We start from the raw sequence: 22,848 nt of genomic DNA on the forward strand, positions 1-22,848 counted from the left end.
AATTTTATAATTAAATTATATAATAATAATTTTATATTTACTCAAATACTTACTTAATTTTATTTTTTAAAATAACATGTTATAATTTAATGAAGGTTAGATTAATCAATAGTTTCTCTAGCAATAATATGTAAAAATTAATATTTGTTGTGCAACAACCCAAGAAATAAATTTTATATTTGTTTTACGGGTTCTTTTTATTAAAACAATTGAAAGGAGTCTAAGGACATGGCAGAAGAATTAAACACTAAAGCAAGAATAATAAAAAGTAATCAACTTCATCAAGGCGACTTAGGTTTTGATAAAAGCAATAATGATAAAGTTGTTATTTATAAAATCTTAACTGGAAAAAAACTTGAGGTTTGCAAAATCACTATTGATGAACAACATCACATTTTAAAAATTTCTACTAAAACAAAAATCATTAATGAAGATGAATTTGAAATTTACACATTTGCTTTAGAAGCAGATACTGCTGATTATATTTTAAAACTTATTGCTGAAAATCAAATTAATGCTGAAATTAATTATGGATTTATCAATAATATTGAAGAGTCTTATAATATATCTGATTCAGATTCATTAGAAGAAAAAAGAAAAAAAGCACGAAAACTTTTTTAATTACTTATAAATTTCTTCTCATTTATAAACTGAACCGTAACACAAAGCCCTAATATTAAAATCATTGTTATTATTAATAATTTCTAAAACAGCTTCGATAATAGAAATTCCTGAAGCAACGACATCATCAATAATAACAATATTTTTTTTATTAAAAAAATTAATATATTTAGGTAATAAATGAATCTTATTAGCAATCTCAATTTGTCTTTCACTAATCTTTAATTTATTTTCTCAAAATTTACGATAGTTATCCACTTGGAAAAGATCATTAATAAATACTATTTGATAATTTAATTTTTTTTTAATAATATTAATCAATTCAATTATTACTAATTCCAAACTACTGACTGATGTTGGTTTTTTAGGCATCATAATAAAATAATCTAAATTTTTAAACAAATTAAATTTTTCACCAACCTCAAATAAATTAGTTGCCAACCTTGTTGCTACATCATGACTAATAGTTGCTTGCTTAATTAAATTATAATCTTCATTAACTCATGATAATTGTGGATAATCTTTTAAGCCCTGTGATTTAAAATAATTATAATAATAACATTCAATATTAATACTATTATTTTTTATTAATCTTTTTTGTTGCTCCGTTTTCACTTTTTTTCACCATTTTTCTTTTCATTTTTACTTTTTTTAATTTTATTTTTGAGTTTTAAATTTTTTTTAAATTTAAAATTATTCGCTTTGTGCATTTTAGATGATTGCCTATTATTATTATTTTTATCAGAATTTTTATTTTGTTGACCATTTTCTTCCAAAATAAAATCAATAGTTCTAGCAACTTTATTTGCACTTTTGACAATAATACTAACTTTTTGACCAAGACCATACTGCTTACGTTTTCTTTCACCAAATAAAACCATTGCTTTTTCATTAAAAATATAATAATCATCCTTCATATCGGCAATTTTAATTAAACCTTCAATGGTATTGGGTAACTCAACAAATAACCCAAAACCAGTTACACTAGAAATGATACCCTCAAATTTATGACCAATAAACTGCATCATATATTCTGCTTTTTTCATTTGATTAACAGCACGTTCACATTCTAATGCTTTTAATTCCATATTACTAGATTGTTCAGCCGCTCAATTAGTAAAACTTTGATACTTTTCAATTATTTTACTATTTATTTCTTTTTTAATTAGATACTGACGCAATAAACGATGGACAATTAAATCAGGATAACGTCTAATTGGTGACGTAAAATGTGTATAATAATCACTAGCAAGTCCAAAGTGACCAATACTTTTATTACTATATTGTGCTTTTTCCATACTTCTTAGTAATAATGTTGATAAAACCTGAAATGTTGGTAATTGTTTTAACGAATTTAATAACAATTGTAAGTCTTTTGAACTAATATTGATAATTTTTGGGTTAAGTTTAATACCCATTAATTTTAAAATAGTTATCATTTGATGCATTTTTTTGGCACGAGGATGGTCATGAACACGATAAATAAAAGGTAATTTCATATCAAATACCGTTTTAGCAACAACTTCATTAGCTCTAATCATAAAACTTTCAATTAATTTTTCAGCAGTATCACGAGTTCTTAAAATAATATCGGTTACTTCACCATTAACATTAACAACAGTTTTTGCTTCATTAATTTCAAAGTCAATTACTCCAGCATCTTGTTTAAATTTTCATAAAATCTGATGTAACGCTTTTGCCTGTAATAACATCTCTCAAATTTGCGGATGTGTTTTGATAAAATTTGGATTTTTATTATTATAGCCATCGTTTACTTCATCATAATTCATTCTTCTTACTGATTTCATAAATGCTTGGTAAATTTTATGTTTTACTGTTAAACCATCGCTATCAATTTCCATATCGCAAACCATACACAAACGTTCTACTTGTTCATTTAACGAACAAATACCATTAGATAACTGTGTTGGTAACATTGGAATAACACGATCTGCTAAATAAACAGATGTACCACGAGTAAATGCTTCTTTATCAATTGGACTACTTTCTGTTACATAATGACTAACATCAGCAATTGCTACAATTAAACGATAATTACCATTAACTAACTTAGTAACAGCAATTGCATCATCAAAATCTTTAGCATCTTTACCATCAATTGTCACTAATAACTCTTTAGTTAAATCAATACGGCCAATTTTTTCTGCTGTTGATACTGTCAATGGTACTTTCTCGGTTGCTATCAATGTTTCAATATCAAATTGTGCTTTAATACCAATCTCATAAATAACAGCTAAAATATCAACACCTGGATCATTAATATTACCTAATATTTTAGTAACAGTAACGTTAAAAATATTTTGCTCAAAATTTTCAATTTTTGCAACAATAATATTATTTTCTAATGCTTTATCGGGATTTAAAATGTTAACTTCATACTGTTGTAACTTTGCATTTTGAATTAATAAAGTTTTTACTTTGGTATCTCTATCAACAATAACAGTACCAACAAGCAAATTTGTATCACGTTTAATAATTTTCAATACTACTGCTTCATCTTCTTCATGATTAATTTTGATTAATTTACATAATACTTCATCATTATTTAAAGCATTATTTATATTTTTGACATTAACATAGTATTCTTCATCACTATTCAATAGTTTAACAAATCCAAACCCTTTTTTAGTAATTTGAATTTTACCAATAAATAAATTATTATTTTTTAACATATAAAACTGTTGTTCTTTATTTTCCAAAATTATTTCACTATTTTTTAATTGTTCTAAATCAGCAATAAGTTCTTGCTGTTGATAATGACTGGTAATATTTAGTTTCATTGTTAAGTCAACTGTTGACAAAGGTGTAGTACTATTTTGTAATTCATTAATAATCTCTTGTTTCATTTCAATCAATCCCAACTTTACCCTATTATATATTAATTATAATCTATCTTTTAAAATTTATAAAAAGGCACACTAAAATGTGCCTTTTTATAAAAAAAGTAATATTAATTTATGCCACCAATAGTATTAATAAGAATTCTCACGATAATAACCATAACAAATAACGATACACCCAATACTAAAGTAGCAATAGAAAATAACTTAGTTCAGCCACGTTCTTTAGTACTAGCAAATAATTCTTGGTTACCTCCGCTTAAAGCACCAAGACCATTATGATTTTTTTTACCTTGTAATAAACCTAAGATTACTAATAATATAGCAATAATTAAAGCAATAATTTCAAAAGCAAAAATAATATTTTGACTCATTTTGTCACTTCCACTTCTGTTATAATATTATTAATTTTACACTTAATTTTACTAAAAATAAAAAAATTTTCAAATTATCATTTATTTAAATAAAATATTAGTATTACATAATTTCCTTACTTTAAACTAAAAAACAAAATTGTAATTATCTGATGTCTATTTGCAAAATATAATGTCACTTTTTAAGTAAGAAATATATGTTATAATTTATTTAATTAAATAAAATAATATAGATTAAATAAAATAATATAGTTAGGGTGAGGAAGTTGAAAAAAAAAATTGGTATTGTTGCTGATTCGTCTTCAGGGCTTTCAATTAAAGATTTAAAAGAAATGAATATTGGTTTTTGTCCATTATTAATTAACTTTAGTGACGGTACAACTATTAGTGATGACCCTAATATTTTAAAAGATGAAGAATTTTATGATCGAATAGTAAAGCGAAAACAATCTGCTAAAACCTCACAAACACCATTAGGACAAATGAGTTCAATTTGAGAAGAAACTTTAACTAAATTTGAACAAATTATTTTTATTCCTTTATCAAAAGGTTTATCAGGGCAGTATAATACTGCTACTATGCTAGCAAAAGAATCTAATTTTAAAAATAAAGTTTTTGTTTTTGATAGTAATGGTGTTTCAGTTATTAACTGACTACTAGTTAAAAAAGCATATCAAATGTCCCTTAATAAAAAAAATAGTGTTAATGATATTATCGAAGCATTAAAACTAATAAGTGACAATTATATAGCCTTTATTTTACCTTATGATTTAAATTACTTAGTTCGTGGTGGTAGAATTTCAAAAGCAGCAGCAGCTTTAGCTACTATGTTAAAAATAAATCCAATTTTATCCTTTGATGGAACTATTGATAAGTTTGATAAAACAAGAACATGAGATAAAGCTATTAAAAATACTCTTAAAGAAATCAATAAGAGTAAAAAAGCAGAAAGTATTACTGCCTTTTATATCATTCATGCTTTTGCTGAAGCAAAAGCAATTGAAAAAGTAAATAAATATGTTAAAGATTATGGTATCAAAAACATTAAAATTATTAATCTAGCTAATGTAATTTGTGCTCATACCGGCATTGGAACTTTTAGTTTTGTTGCTTTTAATTTAACTAAAGATAAGTTGCCAAAATTAGAAGAATAAAAAATTCACTTTTAAAAAAGTGATTTTAGCAATGGCAGGGGTGACAGGATTCGAACCCACAACACTCGGATCTGAAGGCCGATGTTCTACCATTGAACTACACCCCTAAAATATTTGATTTAATTAGTACATGTTAAATTTTACGCGAAAGAAGTTTTAAGTGCAATTAAAATTTCATTTTTTTTAATTTTAATCCACATTTATCACAAGTACCATGAATTTCCAACTTATAATGAGAAAAAGAAAAATTATTTTTAATTGCCAATCTTTCTAGTTCTTTTGCTTGTAATGGTGAAATTTGTTGTTGATTTTTTAATGATGTATGAATAATTTTACTACAAAAATTACAAATAATATGAATAGCATTTTCTGATAGTTCATAAATAATTTGCTTTCCTTCAAAAATATTAGCATGAATAATATGTTCTGTCATTAATAAATCAATAGTATTATAAATACTCATAATATTAATATTCTCATTACCTTCTTTTGTTAAAAAACTAATAATATCGTTAATACTAACATGTTGTTTAAGTGTCAATACTTTTATCACTGCTTTACGAATGTCAGTTAAACGATATTCTTTATTTTTTAATTTTTGGGTAATATTTTCAAAATTTTTATTCATGCTAATCTCCTGAAAAATAATAATATTATTTTTACATTAATTTTTCAATCTCATCTATTAAGTCTTGTACCGTTTTTTTTTGTAATCCCATTAAGATACTATCATCAAGTTCAATATTACAAATTTTTTCTAACTCAATAATCATTGTTGCTAATTCTAAGGAGTCAATTTCTTTTACATCTTCAAACTTAGTTTTTGGAGTAATTTTTACTTTAATTTTCGGATGATTTTTCTTAACAATTTTTTGAATTTCACTTAAAATATTCATATACGCTCTCCTAAATTAATTTATTTTTCACTAAATGTAATTTTAGTATAACATAGAGCGCTAAATTTTACTTGTTATTTTAAAATATCATTCCAAATAATCTGATTTTAAATTAGTATTATATTCAACTCACACTGCATTATTTAAAGCATTAAAATGAAAAATAAAATCATTAATTTTTCATTGTGGAAATGTTTTAATAATTAATTTTAAAAATAGATACTGAAACAAATTCTGATTAAATTGTATTTTGTACATAATTTGTGGCTCATCTCCAAAAATAGTATTATTTTTATCTAACCGAATAACAATACTTTTATTTAATGTGCTAATATCAATAGCATCTTTAATTATTTCTGGTCCTAAATTTTCCTTTTTATCATCAACAGTTTCCACTTTCACATCATATTTTTCTACCATTTGATTTAAGTTACTACTAATTGAAAAATTTTTAACAATAAAAAATAACATAATAATTAACATAATAGTAATAGTAAAAATTAAAATGCTAATTTGTAATCTACGTTTCGACATTTATAATTTTCCCTGATTATGATTTAAATTTTTATAATCTGTAAAACTAAAACTATCACTACTATAAAACTTTAATATTTCATCATAATTTAAAATAAAATTAGTAGCTACAACTCAATTTTCACGATTTTTTATTAATTTTTGAATAAAGATAGAATGATATCCATTACCAATAATTGGCTCATTACTTTCTTCAATAACTTTTAAATTAATACTATATCTAAAAAAAGTTTGAAAATTAAATGGAATATTTATCTTAAAGTGAAAACTTTCAAATCATGGTAAATCAAATTGATTTTTTGCCATCTCATCATTAATTGCTATTTTATTGATAGTACTATTATAAATAGTACTATCAAACTCTAAAAAATATTGATCAATATTATCTTTAATATTATTATCACGTAATAAAAAAGCTGGTATTTTATTATTTTGATAAAATTTTGATGTTTCTTCATTAATATTTAGTGATGTATTTTGTTGTAAATTAAAATTATTATAAAATACTAATATTTTATGTAATATTGTTTCTTTATCATCAAATCAATATTCTATTTTTGGAAAATGTGATATTAAATAATGCTTAATCTTTAATGGCACTATATTTGTAGTATTAATATTATTACCAGAAAATGTAAAAACTTCATCTAATCTTGATTTACCACCAACTGTTATATTTTTAATAACAGTTTTAGAAAGAATAGGATAATAACAATTATCAGAGAAATTTGTTGTTAAAATAATTGGATTTTTAACCTCTAAATTAAAATTTGTTGTCACAAACATGCTTGGTTTAATTTGTAATTGATATTGTGGATTATTATTAAAATAAAAACTAAGCGAACCATAATTATGTTTATTATTAATATGACGAATGCTTTTAAGATTAGCCGGTTGTTTACCATTAAAACTATAGCTTAAAATATTTATACTATCTTTATTAATTGCAATTGCTGGTAGAATTATCTTATAAGTTTTCATAAACATATGAAGTTCAGTAATATTAGTATATCGATGATCAACTTTATCATTTTCAAGTAACTTAAAAAACAAAGACGTAAAAAATATTCACTGAATTGATTTAGATATTACCAGTTGTCCATTTGCTTGCTTATTGATATCATATTGAAATGTTACATCATTAAGTAATCCCTGATGTTGTTCTTTAGTATTTTTAAAATCATAGCAATATGCTTCTAAAACTTGAAGTTCAATATAATAATAACTAGTTTTTTGAGAATTTTGCATTGGAAAACCAACAACTACAAATTTTGGAATTAAAAATAATTCTTCTTCATAAAGTGGACTACTTTTGACATCACCTGTCAAATTCATTTTTTGTTCTAAAAAACTATGCGAATTTAATAATTGATGATGATTATTCATGGTGACACCATTATATTAAATATAAATATAAAAAATGCTTAATAGCCGTTTTTTGTAATTTTTCATATTCTTTAATATGATAATACTTTTTTCATCAATTTTTATTTGTTTTAACAAGGAATGTCCTAACAATATAACTATATTCAGTTTTTGGTAATAATGCCAATACTGTATCAACAACTTGCACATGTTTTTGATAATTCTTTAAATTTTCATTTATTTTTATATTATTAACATAATGAACAGTTTCTTCTTGCAATACATCATTTTCTTTAAAATTATTATTTGCTAGCATTAACTTTGCTTGTTGATATTTAACAAAAATAGTAGCAATTACTTGCTTATCGACTCTTATTTGTTCTTTCATTATTATCACCTCAATAATAATTAAGAGTAAATAATTATCTTTCCTTTTTTGTTTTTATTTAATATACTTATCAGTAAACTTGTCAAATAAATAGTAATTAAAAATAAATAAGTTAGCAACTTATATTAAGTTTTAAAAATTATAATATCATAATTTCTATAATTAATATCAATGATTTAATAAATTTAAATAATTAAATCTTTGTTTTTTAATATGATCTTGCAAAATAAGTTCATACACTATTAGTGGTTTGACATTTAAAACAATTAGTTGGTGTTTTAAATGATTCTAAAGGAATACAACGTGATGTTGTCCCAGTCAAACTTTTAATTTCTGCTTCACATGTGATTTGACCACAGAAAGGTACAATAAAAAAACCTTTATGAATTTTAACTAATTTCTGATATTCACTAAAAGTTGTTATTTCTTTTAAACATGTATTTAATTTTATTTGTGAAATATTGAAAAGATCTTTATTTATGACATTTAATTGCTTGATAATAGTTGTTACTAATAGTTTTTCATCATTAAATTTAACATCAATAACTTCTAAATTATGACGTAAAATTAATTTAATTGTTTGATTTTCTAATTCCTGTTCACCAATAGCAATAGTAATTGGAATTCCTTTAATTTGACTTTCACTTTTTTTATAAGAAAAACTTTTATTATCATCATTTATTAGTGTTCGAAAATGAGAACTTAAAATTTTATATACTTTTTCAATAAGTATTTTAACTTTATCACTTTTAGGAGCTAAATTTAAAATCATAATCTGATGTGGGGCAATTGTTGGTGGTAATACTAAACCTAAATCATCACTATGTGCCATAATTAACGCACCAATTAATCGTGTCGAAACTCCTCATGACGTTTGATATCCCAATTCTTGTTTATTATCTTCATTACTAAATTTAATATTAAATACTTTCGTAAATTCTTGACCAAAATAATGACTAGTGCCAACTTGTAATGCTTGTCCATCTTGCATCATACTTTCAATTGTATATGTTATTTTCGCTCCAGCAAAACGTTCATGAATAGTTTTTGCTCCCACAATAACCTTTATTGCCAAGTATTGCTCAACAAAATCAGCATATAATTTAATCATTTTTAAAGTAAATGCTTGTGCTTCTTTATCATTATTATGAATGGTATGTCCTTCTTGTCATAAAAACTCACTAGTTCTTAAAAATGGTTTTGTATTTTTTTCTCATCGCATAACATTACATCATTGATTATATAATAATGGTAATTGTTTATAGGAACTAATTATTTTTGCAAAATGACGACAAAATAAAACTTCAGAAGTAGGACGAATAATTAATTCTTCTGATAATTGATTATTGCCAACTTTAGTTGCTGTTACACATTCTGGTGCAAAACCTTCAATATGATCCCTTTCCACTTGAAATGCTTTTTGACTAATTAACAATGGTAACATTACGTTTTCAATATTTAAAAGTTTAAACTTTTGATTTAATAACTGTTGAATGTTTTCTCAAATTGCATAACCGCGAGGACGAAAAATGATGGTACCAGCAACTGAACCATTTTCAGCACCGTAATCACAAAGTTCTGCTTGCTTAATAACATCAGTATACCATTTTGCAAAATCAATTTCTCTTGCTGTAATATTTTTATTTTTTGCTTGATTCATAATGATTTATTCACCTTTCGTTGATTGACTTTTATGTCATTTTCAATAATTTGGATAATTTAAAGCATCTAATACTTTACTTGCTTGTTCTGATTCTAATACTTTTCCTAATAAATAATCAACTTTTAAACCTTTTAAAACAATAATTTCGGGAACATTAATAATACCACGAGCTAAAATATTTTTAATACCTAAAATTCTTAGATAATGCAAACAAATAATAACATCAACATATTTACTAAAATTAAAAGTAACTTGCTCTAACAAATTTGAAGTTAAAACTACATAGTCAGGTTTGAAATGATTAATCAATTTAAAATTATCAATATGACGTAAATCATGAGTAAAAGAAATTTTAATTTTATTACTACGAATAGTTTTAATAATCACATCATATTTATTTCAACTATTAATTTCACCAATATCTTGAAAATCAAAAATTAAATCACAATTTTCAAAAAGAACTTTTCGTTTATTAACAAGCGCTATCAGTTTTATTAAAATAGTTCTATCTTGTAATTCAATTAAACTAACAGGAAGAATAAGATTTTTTTCTTGTTTTAATTTTGCAAATTTTTCAAATGCTTGGATAAATAAAGGTTCATTTACTTTTCATCATAAACCTGAATCTTGAATATTACGCATTAAAACAAGAAATGAATCATAGTAAGAGTTTTTAACAAAATTTCATCAAGCATAATAACAATTTGGTTCATTTGAATTATCACTTTTATATACTGGCCTAATACTAACAGTCAATAATTTTTCCATTTGTTCTGACTGTAAAAGTGAATAATGGTTATAATCAGGATAATTTAAAATATCATTTGCTTTCAATTTAACTTCAATTAAATCTTTAGTTTGTACTATTTCTAATTGATTTTTATCAATAATTTGGTTATATAATATATAAACGTTTGAAGCATCAGTTTTAGCTGTTGCATAAACACATAAAATCTGACTTTGAATTTGTAAATAACTACTTTTTTCTACTAAATTACGCTTAATATAACTATTTATTTTTTTTTGAAATCGATATAAATTTATTTTTTTATTTATCGAATAAATTAAAAATTGACCATCATAATACTTACAAATAATAGTATTATCTAATCCTAAAGTTATTTTACTATAATATGAAATCAATAACTCCATTCGTTCAATATTATTAACCGTTAAAATATTTTCTAAAGCTAAATAATTTTTTATTTTTATTAAAATCATATATTCAAATTGACTATTTGTTTTTTTACTATATTTTTTTTGACTAAAATTATCTAAAATACTTTGTACAAAAGCTGATTTTACTACTGTTAATTCACTTTGTTGTAAAATAATTGCTTGTGAAATCGCAAAACGATTATAACGAATATTACTTTGCATTTGACCATATAAAATTTTATTATTACTATCAAAATAATCAATTGATAAATCATAAACAATGACTTTGTTACCTAATTGAAAAGAAACTGAAAAATGACATGATTCAAATGGTACTTTATTTACTAATAAATCTTGAATAAAAATTTCAATTTTTACTTTAGTTTTACGATTCATCATTGCTTTAAAAACAAATAATGAAATTCGTTTTTTACGATTTAAAACTTCCAATCGTTCCGAAAAAGTAATAACTTCATTTTTTAGATCAATCTTTAATGGAACTAAACTTAACAAATCACCATGAATAATATTATAGTATTGGTTATTACGATGATTTAAATGTATAAATAAGATAATTATTATTGTCATAAAAGGAATTAAAGCAATAATGACAATAGCAGATCAATGCATAATTTTTTACCTCCATTTAATCGGAACCTAAACTAATATTACCATTATTTCCTTGAAATAGTTTTAACTTTAATCTTTGATTATCAACATATAATTTAGCTAAACGAAACATTTTACGATCCTTAACTAAAATTCAATCAATCGCAGTAACTGGAATTGGTTCATATATTTGAACACGATTAGTATCAATATTTAAACCTCAATCTTTAGTAGTACTTTGAAATAATTTATGAACATCAACAGAAATAATAGCAATTTTATTAATATCAACATGCTGTTCGGCACATCACTTTCAAAAAAAATGACGTGTTGAACTACCTAATTCTAATTCTAAATAAGTAGCATGTTCTAAATAAGTTCAAACAATATATTCTTGTTTTGGTAATAATTTAATTTCTGAACTTGGTTTAATTCCTTGTTCTAATATTAATGTAATATTACTAACATCAGTATAAAAAAATAAATTAAAAATATTTTTGCTTTCTAAATGTTTAATAATTTGAATCGTTGATCTTCTTCTAAAATTTAAAAAAATATTATTACGTTTTTTATTACTGGTCGAAGTAGCAGCATGATTAGGTTTTTTTTGTTTTCTAAATCTTTTAAAAAAAGAAGATTTTTTTTCATTGTCTTCTGATAACTTAGAAATATCCAAATTAGGTTGATTTTCATCGCTAAAATATTCTTTAATTTTTTTAATTCGTCGACTTCAACCCATAAATTGTAACCACCTTATTATTAATATTTACTAATTATACTAAATTTTTTTAAAATAATGGTGCTAAAATTCGAAGCAGTAATAAAAATATACCGCGATAAGCAAAACTACGTTGTAATAATGGATTAGTAATAATTAAACTAGAATGAATAAAATCATTTTCAAATGAAGTAGATAAATCACTATTAGTTTTCTTATCATAAACAATTACTAAAGTTTGATGATCTGAATAAAGACTACGATAATCAAGGTTAGTTGAACCAATAATAGTAATATTATCATCAAAAATACCAGATTTAGAATGGTTAAAAACATTATTATATTCATAAATTTTAACTCCTGCTTCAATTAATGAATCATAATAAGTTCTTGACATATCTAATGAAAAGAATTTATCGGTAATGCCAGGTAATGATAATCTAACATCAACACCAGAATAAGCACTATTACGTAAAGCAGTAATTAAATCACTAGTTGGAACTAAATAAGGGGTACTAATTCACACCCGTTTTTTAGCATTACTAATAAATTTAATAAATAAATCTTTTTGAATTGTTTCTTTAGTTACTGGCCCATCATCAATTACTTGCACAATAATATTATTTGTAACTTTTTGTTCAGGACTTTCAGCTGTAACATCAAGAATATTACCAGTAATAAAATGTCAATCTTGCCTGAAAATTAAATCAAGTGATTTAACAGCTTCACCAACAATCCTAATTTGGGTATCTCTTCAAAAACCATACTTTGCAGAAAGAAGAATATAATTATCTGCTAAATTAATTCCCCCAGCATAACCAATGTTACCATCAATAATAATATCTTTACGATGATTACGAAAATTATAATTTCCTGTCATAAATGGTAATCTAACTGGTGAAAACTTATGAATAATAATCCCCATTTTTTTCATCTTTCATATTTTATATTTAGATAAACTAAAGTATGAGCCAACAGCATCATAAATGATATAAACTTTAACTCCTGTTGCAATCCTTGCTTTTAAAACACTAATAATTACTTCTAATAACTCTCCTTCACTAAGGATAAAATAATTAATAAAAATATAGTTTTTTGCTTGCTTTAAATCTTCAATTAATTTAACAAATTTATTAGGACCATTATTTAAGATCTGAACATCAGTATTGTTATAAAATGGTCGATGTGAAATCCTTGTTGTATAATTAAATAATGATAAAGTATCTTCACTTAAATTTAATTTTTTTAATTCTAAAATTTTATTAGCAAAGGTTCAATCTTCCTGAGTATAAAAATAACTATTTGTTTTTAAGTAGGTTTTCTGTTTGCGGCGATAACGATAAGGTCGACCAAAAGTTCAGTATAAAAAGATACCAATTATCGGTAAGCACAAAGTAACCATAATTCATGATAATTTTGCATCCTGCATGCGATTAGTAATAAAAATAATAATACCAGTGAGAATAGTTAAAGTAATAATTATTAATAAAATAATCCATGAATATTTAATATAATTAAATATAACAAAAACTATTGCTGCAATCAAAGCAATATATAAAATTAATGATAAAAGTAAATTTACTCGTTTACGCATAATTTCTCCTTCAAATAAAGGTAGTTCTTTCTTAAATTATATCTAATTATTAATAAATTTATTATTTAAAAATAAAAAAAGCAATTAATGCTTTTTTAATAATGGTGGAATGGGAGAGATTCGAACTCTCGCGACAGTTTCCCGTCCTAACTGATTAGCAATCAGTCCTCTTCAGCCTCTTGAGTACCACTCCAAAATTATAATAATTATTTTTTTACAATTATTATTATAACTTTAATTTTAAATTTTACTATGTATTTTTTAATTATTTTTAAAAATCTTGTTTTCCAAAATTAAATATCACTATTTTTTAAATAAAATACTAAATTTAATACAAATTTATTTATTATTTAAAATTACTTATTGACAAATTTAAAAACTATTTTATACAACACAAACATTACACTGATAATTTTCACTATCTTCTAAAACTTCCTGACGAATACGGACATAATAAATTGATGAGCAACCTTTTTTAAAAGCTCTAATATATGCTTTATTTAAATCACGTGTTGTTGCCTTATCAGTAATAAATAAAGTTAAAGAAATTGCTTGATCAACATGTTGTTGGGCAGCAGCAACAATATCAATAATTGGATTAGGACCTAATTCATAACCCCCTGCCCTATAATAAGCTAAATTATCATTGTCAATTTTATAAGCTGGAACATAAACACGACCTAGTTTTCCTTCTTTACGGACTTCAACAGGAGCAACTACTGGCTGCAAACTTGGTGTACATGAAGATAAATAACTAATTGAACCTGTAGGTGCTACTGCCATTAAATGTGAATTAGCCAAACCTGTCGTTTTAATTTTTACTACTAATTCTTTTCACTGTTCTTGTGTTGGAATCATAATATTATATTTTTTAAATAATTCTTGTATTTTTTTTGTTGTTGGAATTCATTTATCTTTTTCACATTTTACATATTTATCAAAATATGAACCATCAGCAAACTTTGAAACTTTAAAGCCACTAAAACTTCCAAATTTTAATGCCAATTTATTAGATGCACTAAAAGCATGATAAGCCATAATATAAAAGAAAATATTAGTAAAATCAATTGCCTCTTTTGAATCATAAAAAATACGATTTGTTGCTAAAAAACCATGTAAATTCATAGCCCCCAAACCTAAAGCATGATTTTCTTTATTACCATATGCAACAGAAGGGGCACTAGAAAAATCACTACTTCTAGAAACATGATCTAATGAATGAATTGCTTGATAAATAACCTCACCAAATTCACTACCACTCTCCATTACTTTTGCAATATTAATACTTCCCAAGTTACAACTAATATCTTCACCAATTTCTTTAAAACTTAAATCACTATTGTACTTACTAGCAGTACTTACTTGAACAATTTCACTACATAAATTACTCATAACAATTCTACCAGGATGCGCATTATTTTCATTAACAGTATCATCAAATAATAAATAAGGATATCCACTTTCAAAATGTAATTCAGCAATCATTTGAAATAGCTTGCGAGCACTAATAAAAGTTTTAGTAATATTAGGATTTTTTAACATATGATAATATTCTTTAGTAATAGAAATATCTGTCATTGCTTTACCATAAACTTTTGCGATGTCATAAGGACTAAAAAGTGCCATTTCTTCGTTATTCTTAGCTAATTCAAAAGAAATATTAGGAATAACTACTCCTAATGACATTGATTTAATACGAATTTTTTCATCGGCATTTTCGCGTTTTGAATCTAAAAAAGACATAATATCTGGATGATGAACATTTAAGTAAACTGCTCCTGCTCCTTGTCGCTGACCCAATTGATTAGCATATGAAAATGAATCTTCAAGAATTTTCATAACTGGAATAACGCCTGTTGCTTGATTTTTAATATTTTTAATTGGTGCTCCAAATTCTCTTAAATTTGTTAAACACAAAGCAACACCACCACCACGCTTTGATAATTGCAATGAAGTAGTAATACCACGAGCAATTGATTCCATATTATCTTCAATTCTTAACAAATAACATGAAGTATATTCACCTCTTTGTTTTTTTCCAGCATTTAAAAAGGTAGGAGTTGCGGGTTGAAAGCGACCAGACATAATTTGTTTTAAAATTTTACTAGCATGATTAATATTACCATCAGCAAAAAATAAACTATTCATAACAACTCTGTCTTCATAATTTTCTAAATACTGTTTACCATTAAAAGTTGTTAAAGCATAAGAATTATAAAATTTTAAAATACCCATAAAACTTGCAAATTGATGGTTAAAATTATATGCTTCCTTTGTTAATTGTTCAATTTCTGCAATTGTATACTTATTAACTATTGCTTCATCATAATATTGGTTTTTAACTAAATAGTCAATTCTATCCTTAATTGTTTTAAATTCCATTAAATTTGGTTTAATATGATTTTTCATATAAGATTGCGCTGCTTGTAAATCAAACTGCGCATTATTACTAGTTTTTGCTTTAGCATTTAAAGTAACATATTCATCATTTTCCAAAGTGCCAGATAAACTATTTATCTCATTATCATTTTTATGTTTTCTTTCTCAAAAGTCTACTAATATTTTTTTGATTGTTGTTACATCATTATGAGTTCCTAATAATTCAAATTGAAAAAGTAATGGAACATTTAATTTTTTTGAAAGAATTGGTCCAGCAATTGCAAAAGTATCACCAAAATTAGTATTGCCTGAAGCAATAACACCACGACAAAAATTACGATTTTGTTTATTATTAAGAAATTTAATTACTTGTTTTGGGACTGCCCCTTCTTTAATATCACCACCACCACTATATGTTGGTGTTATTAAAACATAATCTTTATCTACTAAAATTTCTTCTTCTAAATCATGAGGAATTCTTGAATTTAAAACCTCCAATTTTTGAATAAAACGATGAGTATTATTTGATAATGAAGAAAAATAAACAACATGAATTTTTCCCTCTGGTTTTATTATTTCTTGGCTTGAAACTTTCACAACATCATTATGCATACTTATATTCTCCTTTAAAATTAAAATTCTCAATCTCTATCTTCGGTTTCTTCAGTAATACCCATTACATAGGATGAACCATTACCTGAAAAAAAATCATGATTTTCATCAGCACGTGCCGATAATTGATTAAAAATTTCTGGCTTAATTCTTGTTTGTTCTTCACTAAAAGGTGAATCATATCCTAAATTTTGTAAAAATTTACCAGCATTATATAAACTAAACTTGATAGCATCTTCAGCTAAGTTAAAATCTTGATACAATTCTATTAAATATTCTTTTTCTAAATCAATTAATTTAAACAATAAATCAAAAACAAATTTTTTCATTTCTTCTTGTTTTTCTTTAGATAATTTTTCAACTTTTCTTTGATATTTATAACCACTATAATAATTATGAATAACTTTATCACGTAAAATTAGTCTAATAATATCAGAAGTATTAGGCAACTTACCACGCGCAGATAAATAAAATGGTAAATAAAAGCCACCATATAATAAAAAACCTGGCATTAAAGCGGCAGCTACTTTTGATTTTAAACCATCACTGCTTGTATAATAAGGAATTAATGCACGTGCTCTTGCTTGTAGACTTTCATTATTAATAACTCATTCATGAGCAGATTCAATTTGGTGACTAGAACATAACGTTGAAAAAATTGTTCCATATGAACGCGCATGAACTGCTACCATAAAAGCAAAGTTTGCATAAATAACCTGCTCATGATCTGTTAATGAATTAGGAATTTGTGCAATATCACCAACTGTTGCTTGAATTGTATCCAATAAAGTTAAACCTGTAAATGTTCTTATTATTAACTGTTGTCATTTTGGAGTTAATGTTTTCCAAGAAATTAAATCATTAGATACCGGAATTTTTTCTGGTAATCAAAAATTTTGCGTAATACGATTTCAAACCTCTAAATCTTTCTCATCATTCATTACATTTCAATTTACAGAACGCATTTTACCATTAAAATTATTCATAACATATTCTAATGGTGATTGTGATTGCTGAAAATAATTATTATCTTTTGCCATTACAACTTACCTTTCTACATTTTTAATAAATTAACTTCACATTTTTAAAAATGTTATTTCATTAATTTAAGACAACTAAAAACATCCTTTATATAGTATAAGGGATGTTGACATTTTTAAAAATTATTTTTTTAAAATTACAAATATTTAAAAATAAAAGTAATCATTAAAATAAAAATAATTATTAATTCACACCCAGGAATATAATACTACTTAGAAAATTAGACCGGTCTACTGGCTTAGTTTCATCTTACTAGTTACCCTTCTCAAAGAGTTTTATCTTCAATGGTTTTGTAACGTTCATCAACATCACAGTTGCTGGTACAGCAAAGAATTTTCATCTTTTTCCCAAACATCTAAAGTCCGTTTGTTAATTTAGTTGTATAAATATTCTACTACAAGAAAAACAATTTTGTTAAATTATAAATACATTATTATATAATTTTTTTAAACCTTAATTATTCTTTAATAAAATTTTTAGTGTTAAAATAAATGATAAAATATGAAATATAATAATTTTCTTTTAATAAAAACAATAAGTAAAAAAACCTAAAAATTAATCTTTCGGTTTTATTGTTAGTAACTTTTTTTCAACTTTTTGTAATTGTTTAATAAAATCATTAATAGTGCCATTATTCTTAATTGTAAAGTCAATATCCTTATTTAAAATTAAATATTTTTTTTGTTGACTTAATAGTGCTATTACTTGTAAATCATTAACATTATCACGAATTTTTATTCGTTGTATTTTTTTATCTTCTTCAGCTTCAATTAAAATAACTTTATCAACTAATAAATTTAATTTTGCATTAAATAATACTGCACAGTCAATAACAATTAATGACTGTTGTCCTTTATTACGAATAATATCATCCTCAACAATCTTGGTCATTGTTGGTCAAATGATATTCTCTAACTTACGTAAAATATTGGGATAATAAAATGCCTCATAACGTAATTTTTCTTTATTAATTGTTTTATCATTATTAATAAATGTGTTACCAAACTCATTAATTAATGCTTTTTTTGTTTCTTTTAATGTATAAATATGTTTAACGACTTTATCAACAAAAATAACATATGCACCCTTGTTTTGAAAAAAATTTGTAGCAGTTGTTTTACCAACACCTGCTTCACCAATAATACCAATAATACCAATAATCATAAATTCACCTTTACTTATATTCAATTTGATAACTTGCAAGAATACCAATCATTGCTGCATTATCAGTACAATATTCTAATTTTGGAACAATTATGTTTAAATTTGAATATTTAACTTTTAAATTCAATACTGCCAATCTTAATTGTTGATTAGCACTAACTCCTCCAACTAACACTAAAGTTTTGGGATTGTATTTTTTTAATGCTATTTCAATCTTATTAATTAATACTTGAATAACTGTTATTTGAAAAGAACTTGCAAAATTATTAACTTGTAAATTATTTTTTTCTTTATCTATAATATTAGCACAAGCAGATTTTAAACCACTAAAACTAAAATCTAAACTATTATCATTTTTCGGTAATGGTAATTTATAAATTGGTTTTCCTAATTTAGCAATTCGTTCAATTTCAGGACCACCCGGATATTTTAATCCCAACATTCTTGCTACTTTATCAAAACATTCGCCAACAGCATCATCTAATGTTTGACCAAGAACAGTAAAATTTAAATGTTGATTTGCCAACATTAATTGGGTATGACCACCGCTAACTAATAAACCAAGCACGGGAAACTGTCATTTATCTTCAATTATAGCAGCATATAAATGACCAACTAAATGATTACATGGCAATAATGGCTTTTCTAAATAAGCAGCAATAGTTTGCGCTATAACTTTACCAACATGTAAGCAACTAATAAGACCTGGAGTATTAGTATAGGCAATAAAATCAATATCTGTTAGTAAAATCTTTGATTTTTTAATTGCCGTTTGTAAAACGATAGCAATATTTTCACTATGGGCTCTCGCTGCTAGTTCAGGAACAACACCACCATATTGTTGATGAAGTTTAATTTGTGAAGCAATAATATTACTTAAAACTTTTTTATCTTTAATAATTGCAACACTAGTTTCATCACAACTAGTTTCGATTGCTAAAGTTATCATTAATATCCCCTTCTTTATAGAAAATAACCGCTGATTCTAAAGCCAAAATCATCATCTTTTTAAAACTAGTTTCACGTAATATTGATAAAATTGACTCTCCAGTGACAAAAGAATCAGAAATCGTTAATAAACAAGCAGCATTTTTACCTAAATATTTTGCATTAGCAAATAAAGCAAAAGATTCCATTTCTACTGCTAAACATTCTTTAATTAATGGATTTTTTTTATAATCATCATTAATGCGATAAAAGACATCACTTGAATGCACTAATCCTGATTTTAAATTTATTTTTTCACTTATTAGTTGTGAAGACTTTGCAATACTATGCGAATTTAATTCGCTATCAATTCTTTGTGCTACTTTATTAATAATTTTACTAATGCTATCACTAGCTGCAATTTTATTGTTATCAATATTAGCAGCATATTTAGCAAAAGTTGACTCACTATATGCTGTAGTAGCATTAATAACATCATAAAGCTTAATGTCTTTTTGATATGAACCAGCACTGCCAACTCGAATAATACAATCAACATTATAAAATTTATATAATTCATATGAGTATATTCCAATTGAAGGCATACCCATACCACTAGCAGCAATAGTAACATCACATCCCTTATATTTTCCAGTAAACATTAACATATTACGAACATCATTTATTAGCTTTCAGTCTTGTAAAAAATTAGTAGCAATATATTTAGCACGTAATGGATCACCAGGCATAATTACTACTTTTGCAATCTGTTTACGAGTAGCACTAATGTGAGCGGTTGGAATCTTTTCTTTATTATCCATATATTCTCCTTTTTTAAATAATAATAGTTATTATAATATATTGTTAACTTAGTAACAACCTTAATATTTTTAATGATTAATTTTTTAATTTCAAAAATTAAAGGTGATCTTATAACTTTATCAAACTAATTAAAGAATTAAATAATGTCATCAATATATATTGAAAAAATCTTTTAAATACTATTAAATAGGATTTTTTTACAACAAATACTTTATAAATTACTTAAATTTATATATTTCTTTAATCCATTACTTTATTTTTAAAACAAATGAGTTTTTGTTTTGAAAGAAAATAAACTCAAATATGTTTTCAGTTTTTATCAGCCTTAATCTTTTAAAAATACCAAGAGATTGAGATGAAAAAACAGCAAATCGTTAATTCAAAGCTAATAAAATAAAAATTTGTTTATTATAACTAATATTTCAGATTAACAATTATATATTGCATCTCATTTTAAACAAACTTAAAACTATAAGTAACTTCTTAAATTTAAGAAGTTATCGGGTAAGTAAGGGAGGATTAATTTATGAATTTTTTATTAAAAGCATTAAGTATTTTAGTGATGACAACGATGACAGGTGTCTTAGATAATGGACAATTATTAAATAATGGACAATTAAAAATAAGTTCTAAAAAAAATGATAACACACAGCAAGATACAATTTACATTGATAAAGATAAAAAGCAAATAGCAACTAATGAGATAGACTTATCAAATATAGATAGTAAAGAAATTGTGCAAATTGGTTTTTTTGAAAATGGAGATCACGAAATTCAAGTTGTTAAAATGCCAAGAGTAATTGAGAAAGTACCTAATAAATTACCATCAGCAATTACATCTTTGAAAGATATGTTTAACGGATGTATTTTTTTTAATCAAGATCTTTCAAAGTGAAATATTTCAAATGTCACAGACATGACTGCAATGTTTTCAAATGCTATAGTATTTAATCAAGATATTTCAAGTTGAAATACTGCCAAAGTAAAAGCAATGAGTTTTATGTTTTGTAATGATAAAAAGTTTAACCAAAATCTTTCAGGATGAAATGTAAAAGAAGTAACATATTATAATAATTTTAGTACCAACTTAGAAATTGTTAACTCTAACAAATTACCTAAATTTAGAAAATAAAACTTTTAATTTTAACAAAATAAGTAACAATTTCAAATAATTAAAAAAATTAAAACAATATATTAAATATTTAAAATGCCTTTGATGTAACAAAGGCATTTTAAACAAAGTTAATTATTAAATTAATAATAACAATGTTTTATAAAGATAAGTCTTTCTTAATAAGAAAATAATTTCCTAATGGAAATAAAAGAAAAGGTATTATCAACATTACTGGATATTGTCAAGTAAAAGCTAATGCTTTAATAGGTAAAAGCGGTGCTTTTGATACTATTGTTTCACCAGGAGCAGGATTTACAGCTGGAACATCTCCAAAGACAAATGGAGAATTAAATAAAGAAGCAATTGTAAAATACTTAAAATACTTAAGACTTTCACTACCAGGTATAACAGAAAATAATACTACTGTTTTACATATAATAAATACTACAGAAACGCCTGCTGCTACTGAAAGTGCAATAATTGATTTATTAAAACCAGCAATAAAAACTCAATTAATTGATGTTCAAAGTAATGCTAATAATATTAAACCAACATTATATAAAACCAGATATCCAAATTCTTGAAGTTTAAAATCCTGAAATCTAATGGGAAAAATAATTAATTGAATAATAAAAGCTGAAAGATACAATATTAAAATTGAAGAAATTAAAACAAAAAGTTTTGAATTTAAAATACTTTTTCTAGACATTGGCATAGTTAATCAAGAAGCTAAATAACCTTTATCAATTTCTTTAGAAATTAAAATATGATTTAAAATTAAACTAAAAGTAACAATTAATATTAAACCAGGAATACCAAAAAAACTCACATTAAGATAAGCCATAGCATCGATT

21 protein-coding genes, 2 tRNA genes and 1 riboswitch are annotated in these 22,848 nt (G+C 24.4%); of the genes, 3 read left to right on the top strand and 20 right to left on the bottom strand.

Going from position 1 to position 22,848, the window contains the following annotated elements:
* Positions 1 to 228 precede the first annotated feature (228 nt).
* A complete protein-coding gene (locus ACQH25_RS06005) occupies positions 229 to 621 on the top strand; it encodes a hypothetical protein (protein ID WP_425381101.1) in 393 nt (130 codons plus the stop codon).
* Here ACQH25_RS06005 and ACQH25_RS06010 read toward each other — a convergent pair whose 3' ends face one another.
* The 3 genes from ACQH25_RS06010 to secG form a co-directional block, all read right to left on the bottom strand.
* Complete coding sequence (locus ACQH25_RS06010; protein WP_425381102.1) at positions 622 to 1,236, bottom strand: phosphoribosyltransferase; 615 nt, start codon at positions 1,234 to 1,236, stop codon at positions 622 to 624. It lies immediately after the preceding gene.
* Positions 1,209 to 3,488: a ribonuclease R gene (gene rnr, locus ACQH25_RS06015; protein WP_425381103.1), complete on the bottom strand. Its 2,280-nt coding sequence runs from the start codon at positions 3,486 to 3,488 to the stop codon at positions 1,209 to 1,211. Before rnr ends, ACQH25_RS06010 begins: the two co-directional genes overlap by 28 nt.
* A 104-nt stretch (positions 3,489 to 3,592) precedes the next feature.
* Positions 3,593 to 3,856 carry a preprotein translocase subunit SecG gene (gene secG, locus ACQH25_RS06020; protein ID WP_425381104.1) on the bottom strand — a complete coding sequence of 88 codons (264 nt, stop codon included), beginning with the start codon at positions 3,854 to 3,856 and terminating at the stop codon, positions 3,593 to 3,595.
* 266 nt (positions 3,857 to 4,122) lie between these two features.
* Between secG and ACQH25_RS06025 the strand changes: the two genes are divergently transcribed.
* Complete coding sequence (locus tag ACQH25_RS06025; RefSeq protein WP_425381105.1) at positions 4,123 to 5,010, top strand: DegV family protein; 888 nt, start codon at positions 4,123 to 4,125, stop codon at positions 5,008 to 5,010.
* A gap of 32 nt (positions 5,011 to 5,042) precedes the next feature.
* Here ACQH25_RS06025 and ACQH25_RS06030 read toward each other — a convergent pair.
* The 16 genes from ACQH25_RS06030 to ACQH25_RS06105 form a co-directional block, all read right to left on the bottom strand.
* Positions 5,043 to 5,117: transfer RNA gene (locus tag ACQH25_RS06030), tRNA-Trp, on the bottom strand.
* 59 nt (positions 5,118 to 5,176) lie between these two features.
* Positions 5,177 to 5,638 carry a Fur family transcriptional regulator gene (locus ACQH25_RS06035; RefSeq protein ID WP_425381106.1) on the bottom strand — a complete coding sequence of 154 codons (462 nt, stop codon included), beginning with the start codon at positions 5,636 to 5,638 and terminating at the stop codon, positions 5,177 to 5,179.
* Between the two features lie 31 nt (positions 5,639 to 5,669).
* Positions 5,670 to 5,906 (bottom strand): acyl carrier protein, encoded by a 237-nt coding sequence (locus ACQH25_RS06040; protein ID WP_425381107.1) that lies wholly within the window; start codon positions 5,904 to 5,906, stop codon positions 5,670 to 5,672.
* Between the two features lie 60 nt (positions 5,907 to 5,966).
* Positions 5,967 to 6,440 carry a hypothetical protein gene (locus ACQH25_RS06045; RefSeq protein ID WP_425381108.1) on the bottom strand — a complete coding sequence of 158 codons (474 nt, stop codon included), beginning with the start codon at positions 6,438 to 6,440 and terminating at the stop codon, positions 5,967 to 5,969.
* The gene (locus tag ACQH25_RS06050; RefSeq protein ID WP_425381109.1) at positions 6,441 to 7,826 is read right to left on the bottom strand and encodes a hypothetical protein; all 1,386 of its coding nucleotides are present in this window, start codon (positions 7,824 to 7,826) and stop codon (positions 6,441 to 6,443) included.
* Between the two features lie 10 nt (positions 7,827 to 7,836).
* Positions 7,837 to 8,193, bottom strand: coding sequence for an MG284/MPN403 family protein (locus ACQH25_RS06055; RefSeq protein WP_425381110.1), 357 nt, complete (start codon positions 8,191 to 8,193; stop codon positions 7,837 to 7,839).
* A 208-nt stretch (positions 8,194 to 8,401) separates the two neighbouring features.
* Entirely contained in the window at positions 8,402 to 9,853 is a 1,452-nt protein-coding gene (gene proS / locus ACQH25_RS06060) for a proline--tRNA ligase (protein WP_425381111.1), read from the bottom strand.
* Between the two features lie 6 nt (positions 9,854 to 9,859).
* Positions 9,860 to 11,644 carry a hypothetical protein gene (locus tag ACQH25_RS06065; RefSeq protein WP_425381112.1) on the bottom strand — a complete coding sequence of 595 codons (1,785 nt, stop codon included), beginning with the start codon at positions 11,642 to 11,644 and terminating at the stop codon, positions 9,860 to 9,862.
* A gap of 16 nt (positions 11,645 to 11,660) precedes the next feature.
* On the bottom strand, positions 11,661 to 12,362 hold the full coding sequence (locus ACQH25_RS06070; protein ID WP_425381113.1) for an acetyltransferase: 702 nt from the start codon (positions 12,360 to 12,362) through the stop codon (positions 11,661 to 11,663).
* Positions 12,363 to 12,411: 49 nt separating this feature from the next.
* Positions 12,412 to 13,935 (bottom strand): cardiolipin synthase, encoded by a 1,524-nt coding sequence (gene cls / locus ACQH25_RS06075; RefSeq protein WP_425381114.1) that lies wholly within the window; start codon positions 13,933 to 13,935, stop codon positions 12,412 to 12,414.
* A 102-nt stretch (positions 13,936 to 14,037) separates the two neighbouring features.
* Positions 14,038 to 14,128 (bottom strand) — tRNA-Ser (locus ACQH25_RS06080).
* A 191-nt stretch (positions 14,129 to 14,319) separates the two neighbouring features.
* Positions 14,320 to 16,926 (bottom strand): class 1b ribonucleoside-diphosphate reductase subunit alpha, encoded by a 2,607-nt coding sequence (nrdE, locus tag ACQH25_RS06085; protein WP_425381115.1) that lies wholly within the window; start codon positions 16,924 to 16,926, stop codon positions 14,320 to 14,322.
* A gap of 20 nt (positions 16,927 to 16,946) precedes the next feature.
* Positions 16,947 to 17,966, bottom strand: coding sequence for a class 1b ribonucleoside-diphosphate reductase subunit beta (nrdF, locus tag ACQH25_RS06090; RefSeq protein WP_425381116.1), 1,020 nt, complete (start codon positions 17,964 to 17,966; stop codon positions 16,947 to 16,949).
* Positions 17,967 to 18,173: 207 nt separating this feature from the next.
* A riboswitch (cobalamin riboswitch) is annotated at positions 18,174 to 18,341 on the bottom strand.
* Between the two features lie 181 nt (positions 18,342 to 18,522).
* A complete protein-coding gene (gene coaE / locus ACQH25_RS06095) occupies positions 18,523 to 19,131 on the bottom strand; it encodes a dephospho-CoA kinase (RefSeq protein WP_425381117.1) in 609 nt (202 codons plus the stop codon).
* Positions 19,132 to 19,141: 10 nt separating this feature from the next.
* Positions 19,142 to 20,080, bottom strand: coding sequence for a tRNA (adenosine(37)-N6)-threonylcarbamoyltransferase complex transferase subunit TsaD (gene tsaD, locus ACQH25_RS06100; RefSeq protein ID WP_425381118.1), 939 nt, complete (start codon positions 20,078 to 20,080; stop codon positions 19,142 to 19,144).
* Positions 20,055 to 20,879, bottom strand: a complete 825-nt coding sequence (locus ACQH25_RS06105; RefSeq protein ID WP_425381119.1) for a purine-nucleoside phosphorylase — start codon at positions 20,877 to 20,879, stop codon at positions 20,055 to 20,057. Before ACQH25_RS06105 ends, tsaD begins: the two co-directional genes overlap by 26 nt.
* Before the next feature lie 527 nt (positions 20,880 to 21,406).
* Between ACQH25_RS06105 and ACQH25_RS06110 the strand changes: the two genes are divergently transcribed.
* Positions 21,407 to 22,012 carry a BspA family leucine-rich repeat surface protein gene (locus ACQH25_RS06110; protein ID WP_425381120.1) on the top strand — a complete coding sequence of 202 codons (606 nt, stop codon included), beginning with the start codon at positions 21,407 to 21,409 and terminating at the stop codon, positions 22,010 to 22,012.
* A gap of 139 nt (positions 22,013 to 22,151) precedes the next feature.
* On the opposite strand, the gene ACQH25_RS06115 is transcribed toward ACQH25_RS06110, so the two are convergent.
* Entirely contained in the window at positions 22,152 to 22,838 is a 687-nt protein-coding gene (locus tag ACQH25_RS06115) for an ABC transporter permease subunit (protein ID WP_425381121.1), read from the bottom strand.
* Between the last annotated feature and the right edge of the window lie 10 nt (positions 22,839 to 22,848).

The organism is Spiroplasma endosymbiont of Polydrusus pterygomalis, from assembly GCF_964030825.1.
Classification (GTDB): Bacteria; Bacillota_I; Bacilli_A; order Mycoplasmatales; family VBWQ01; genus Spiroplasma_E.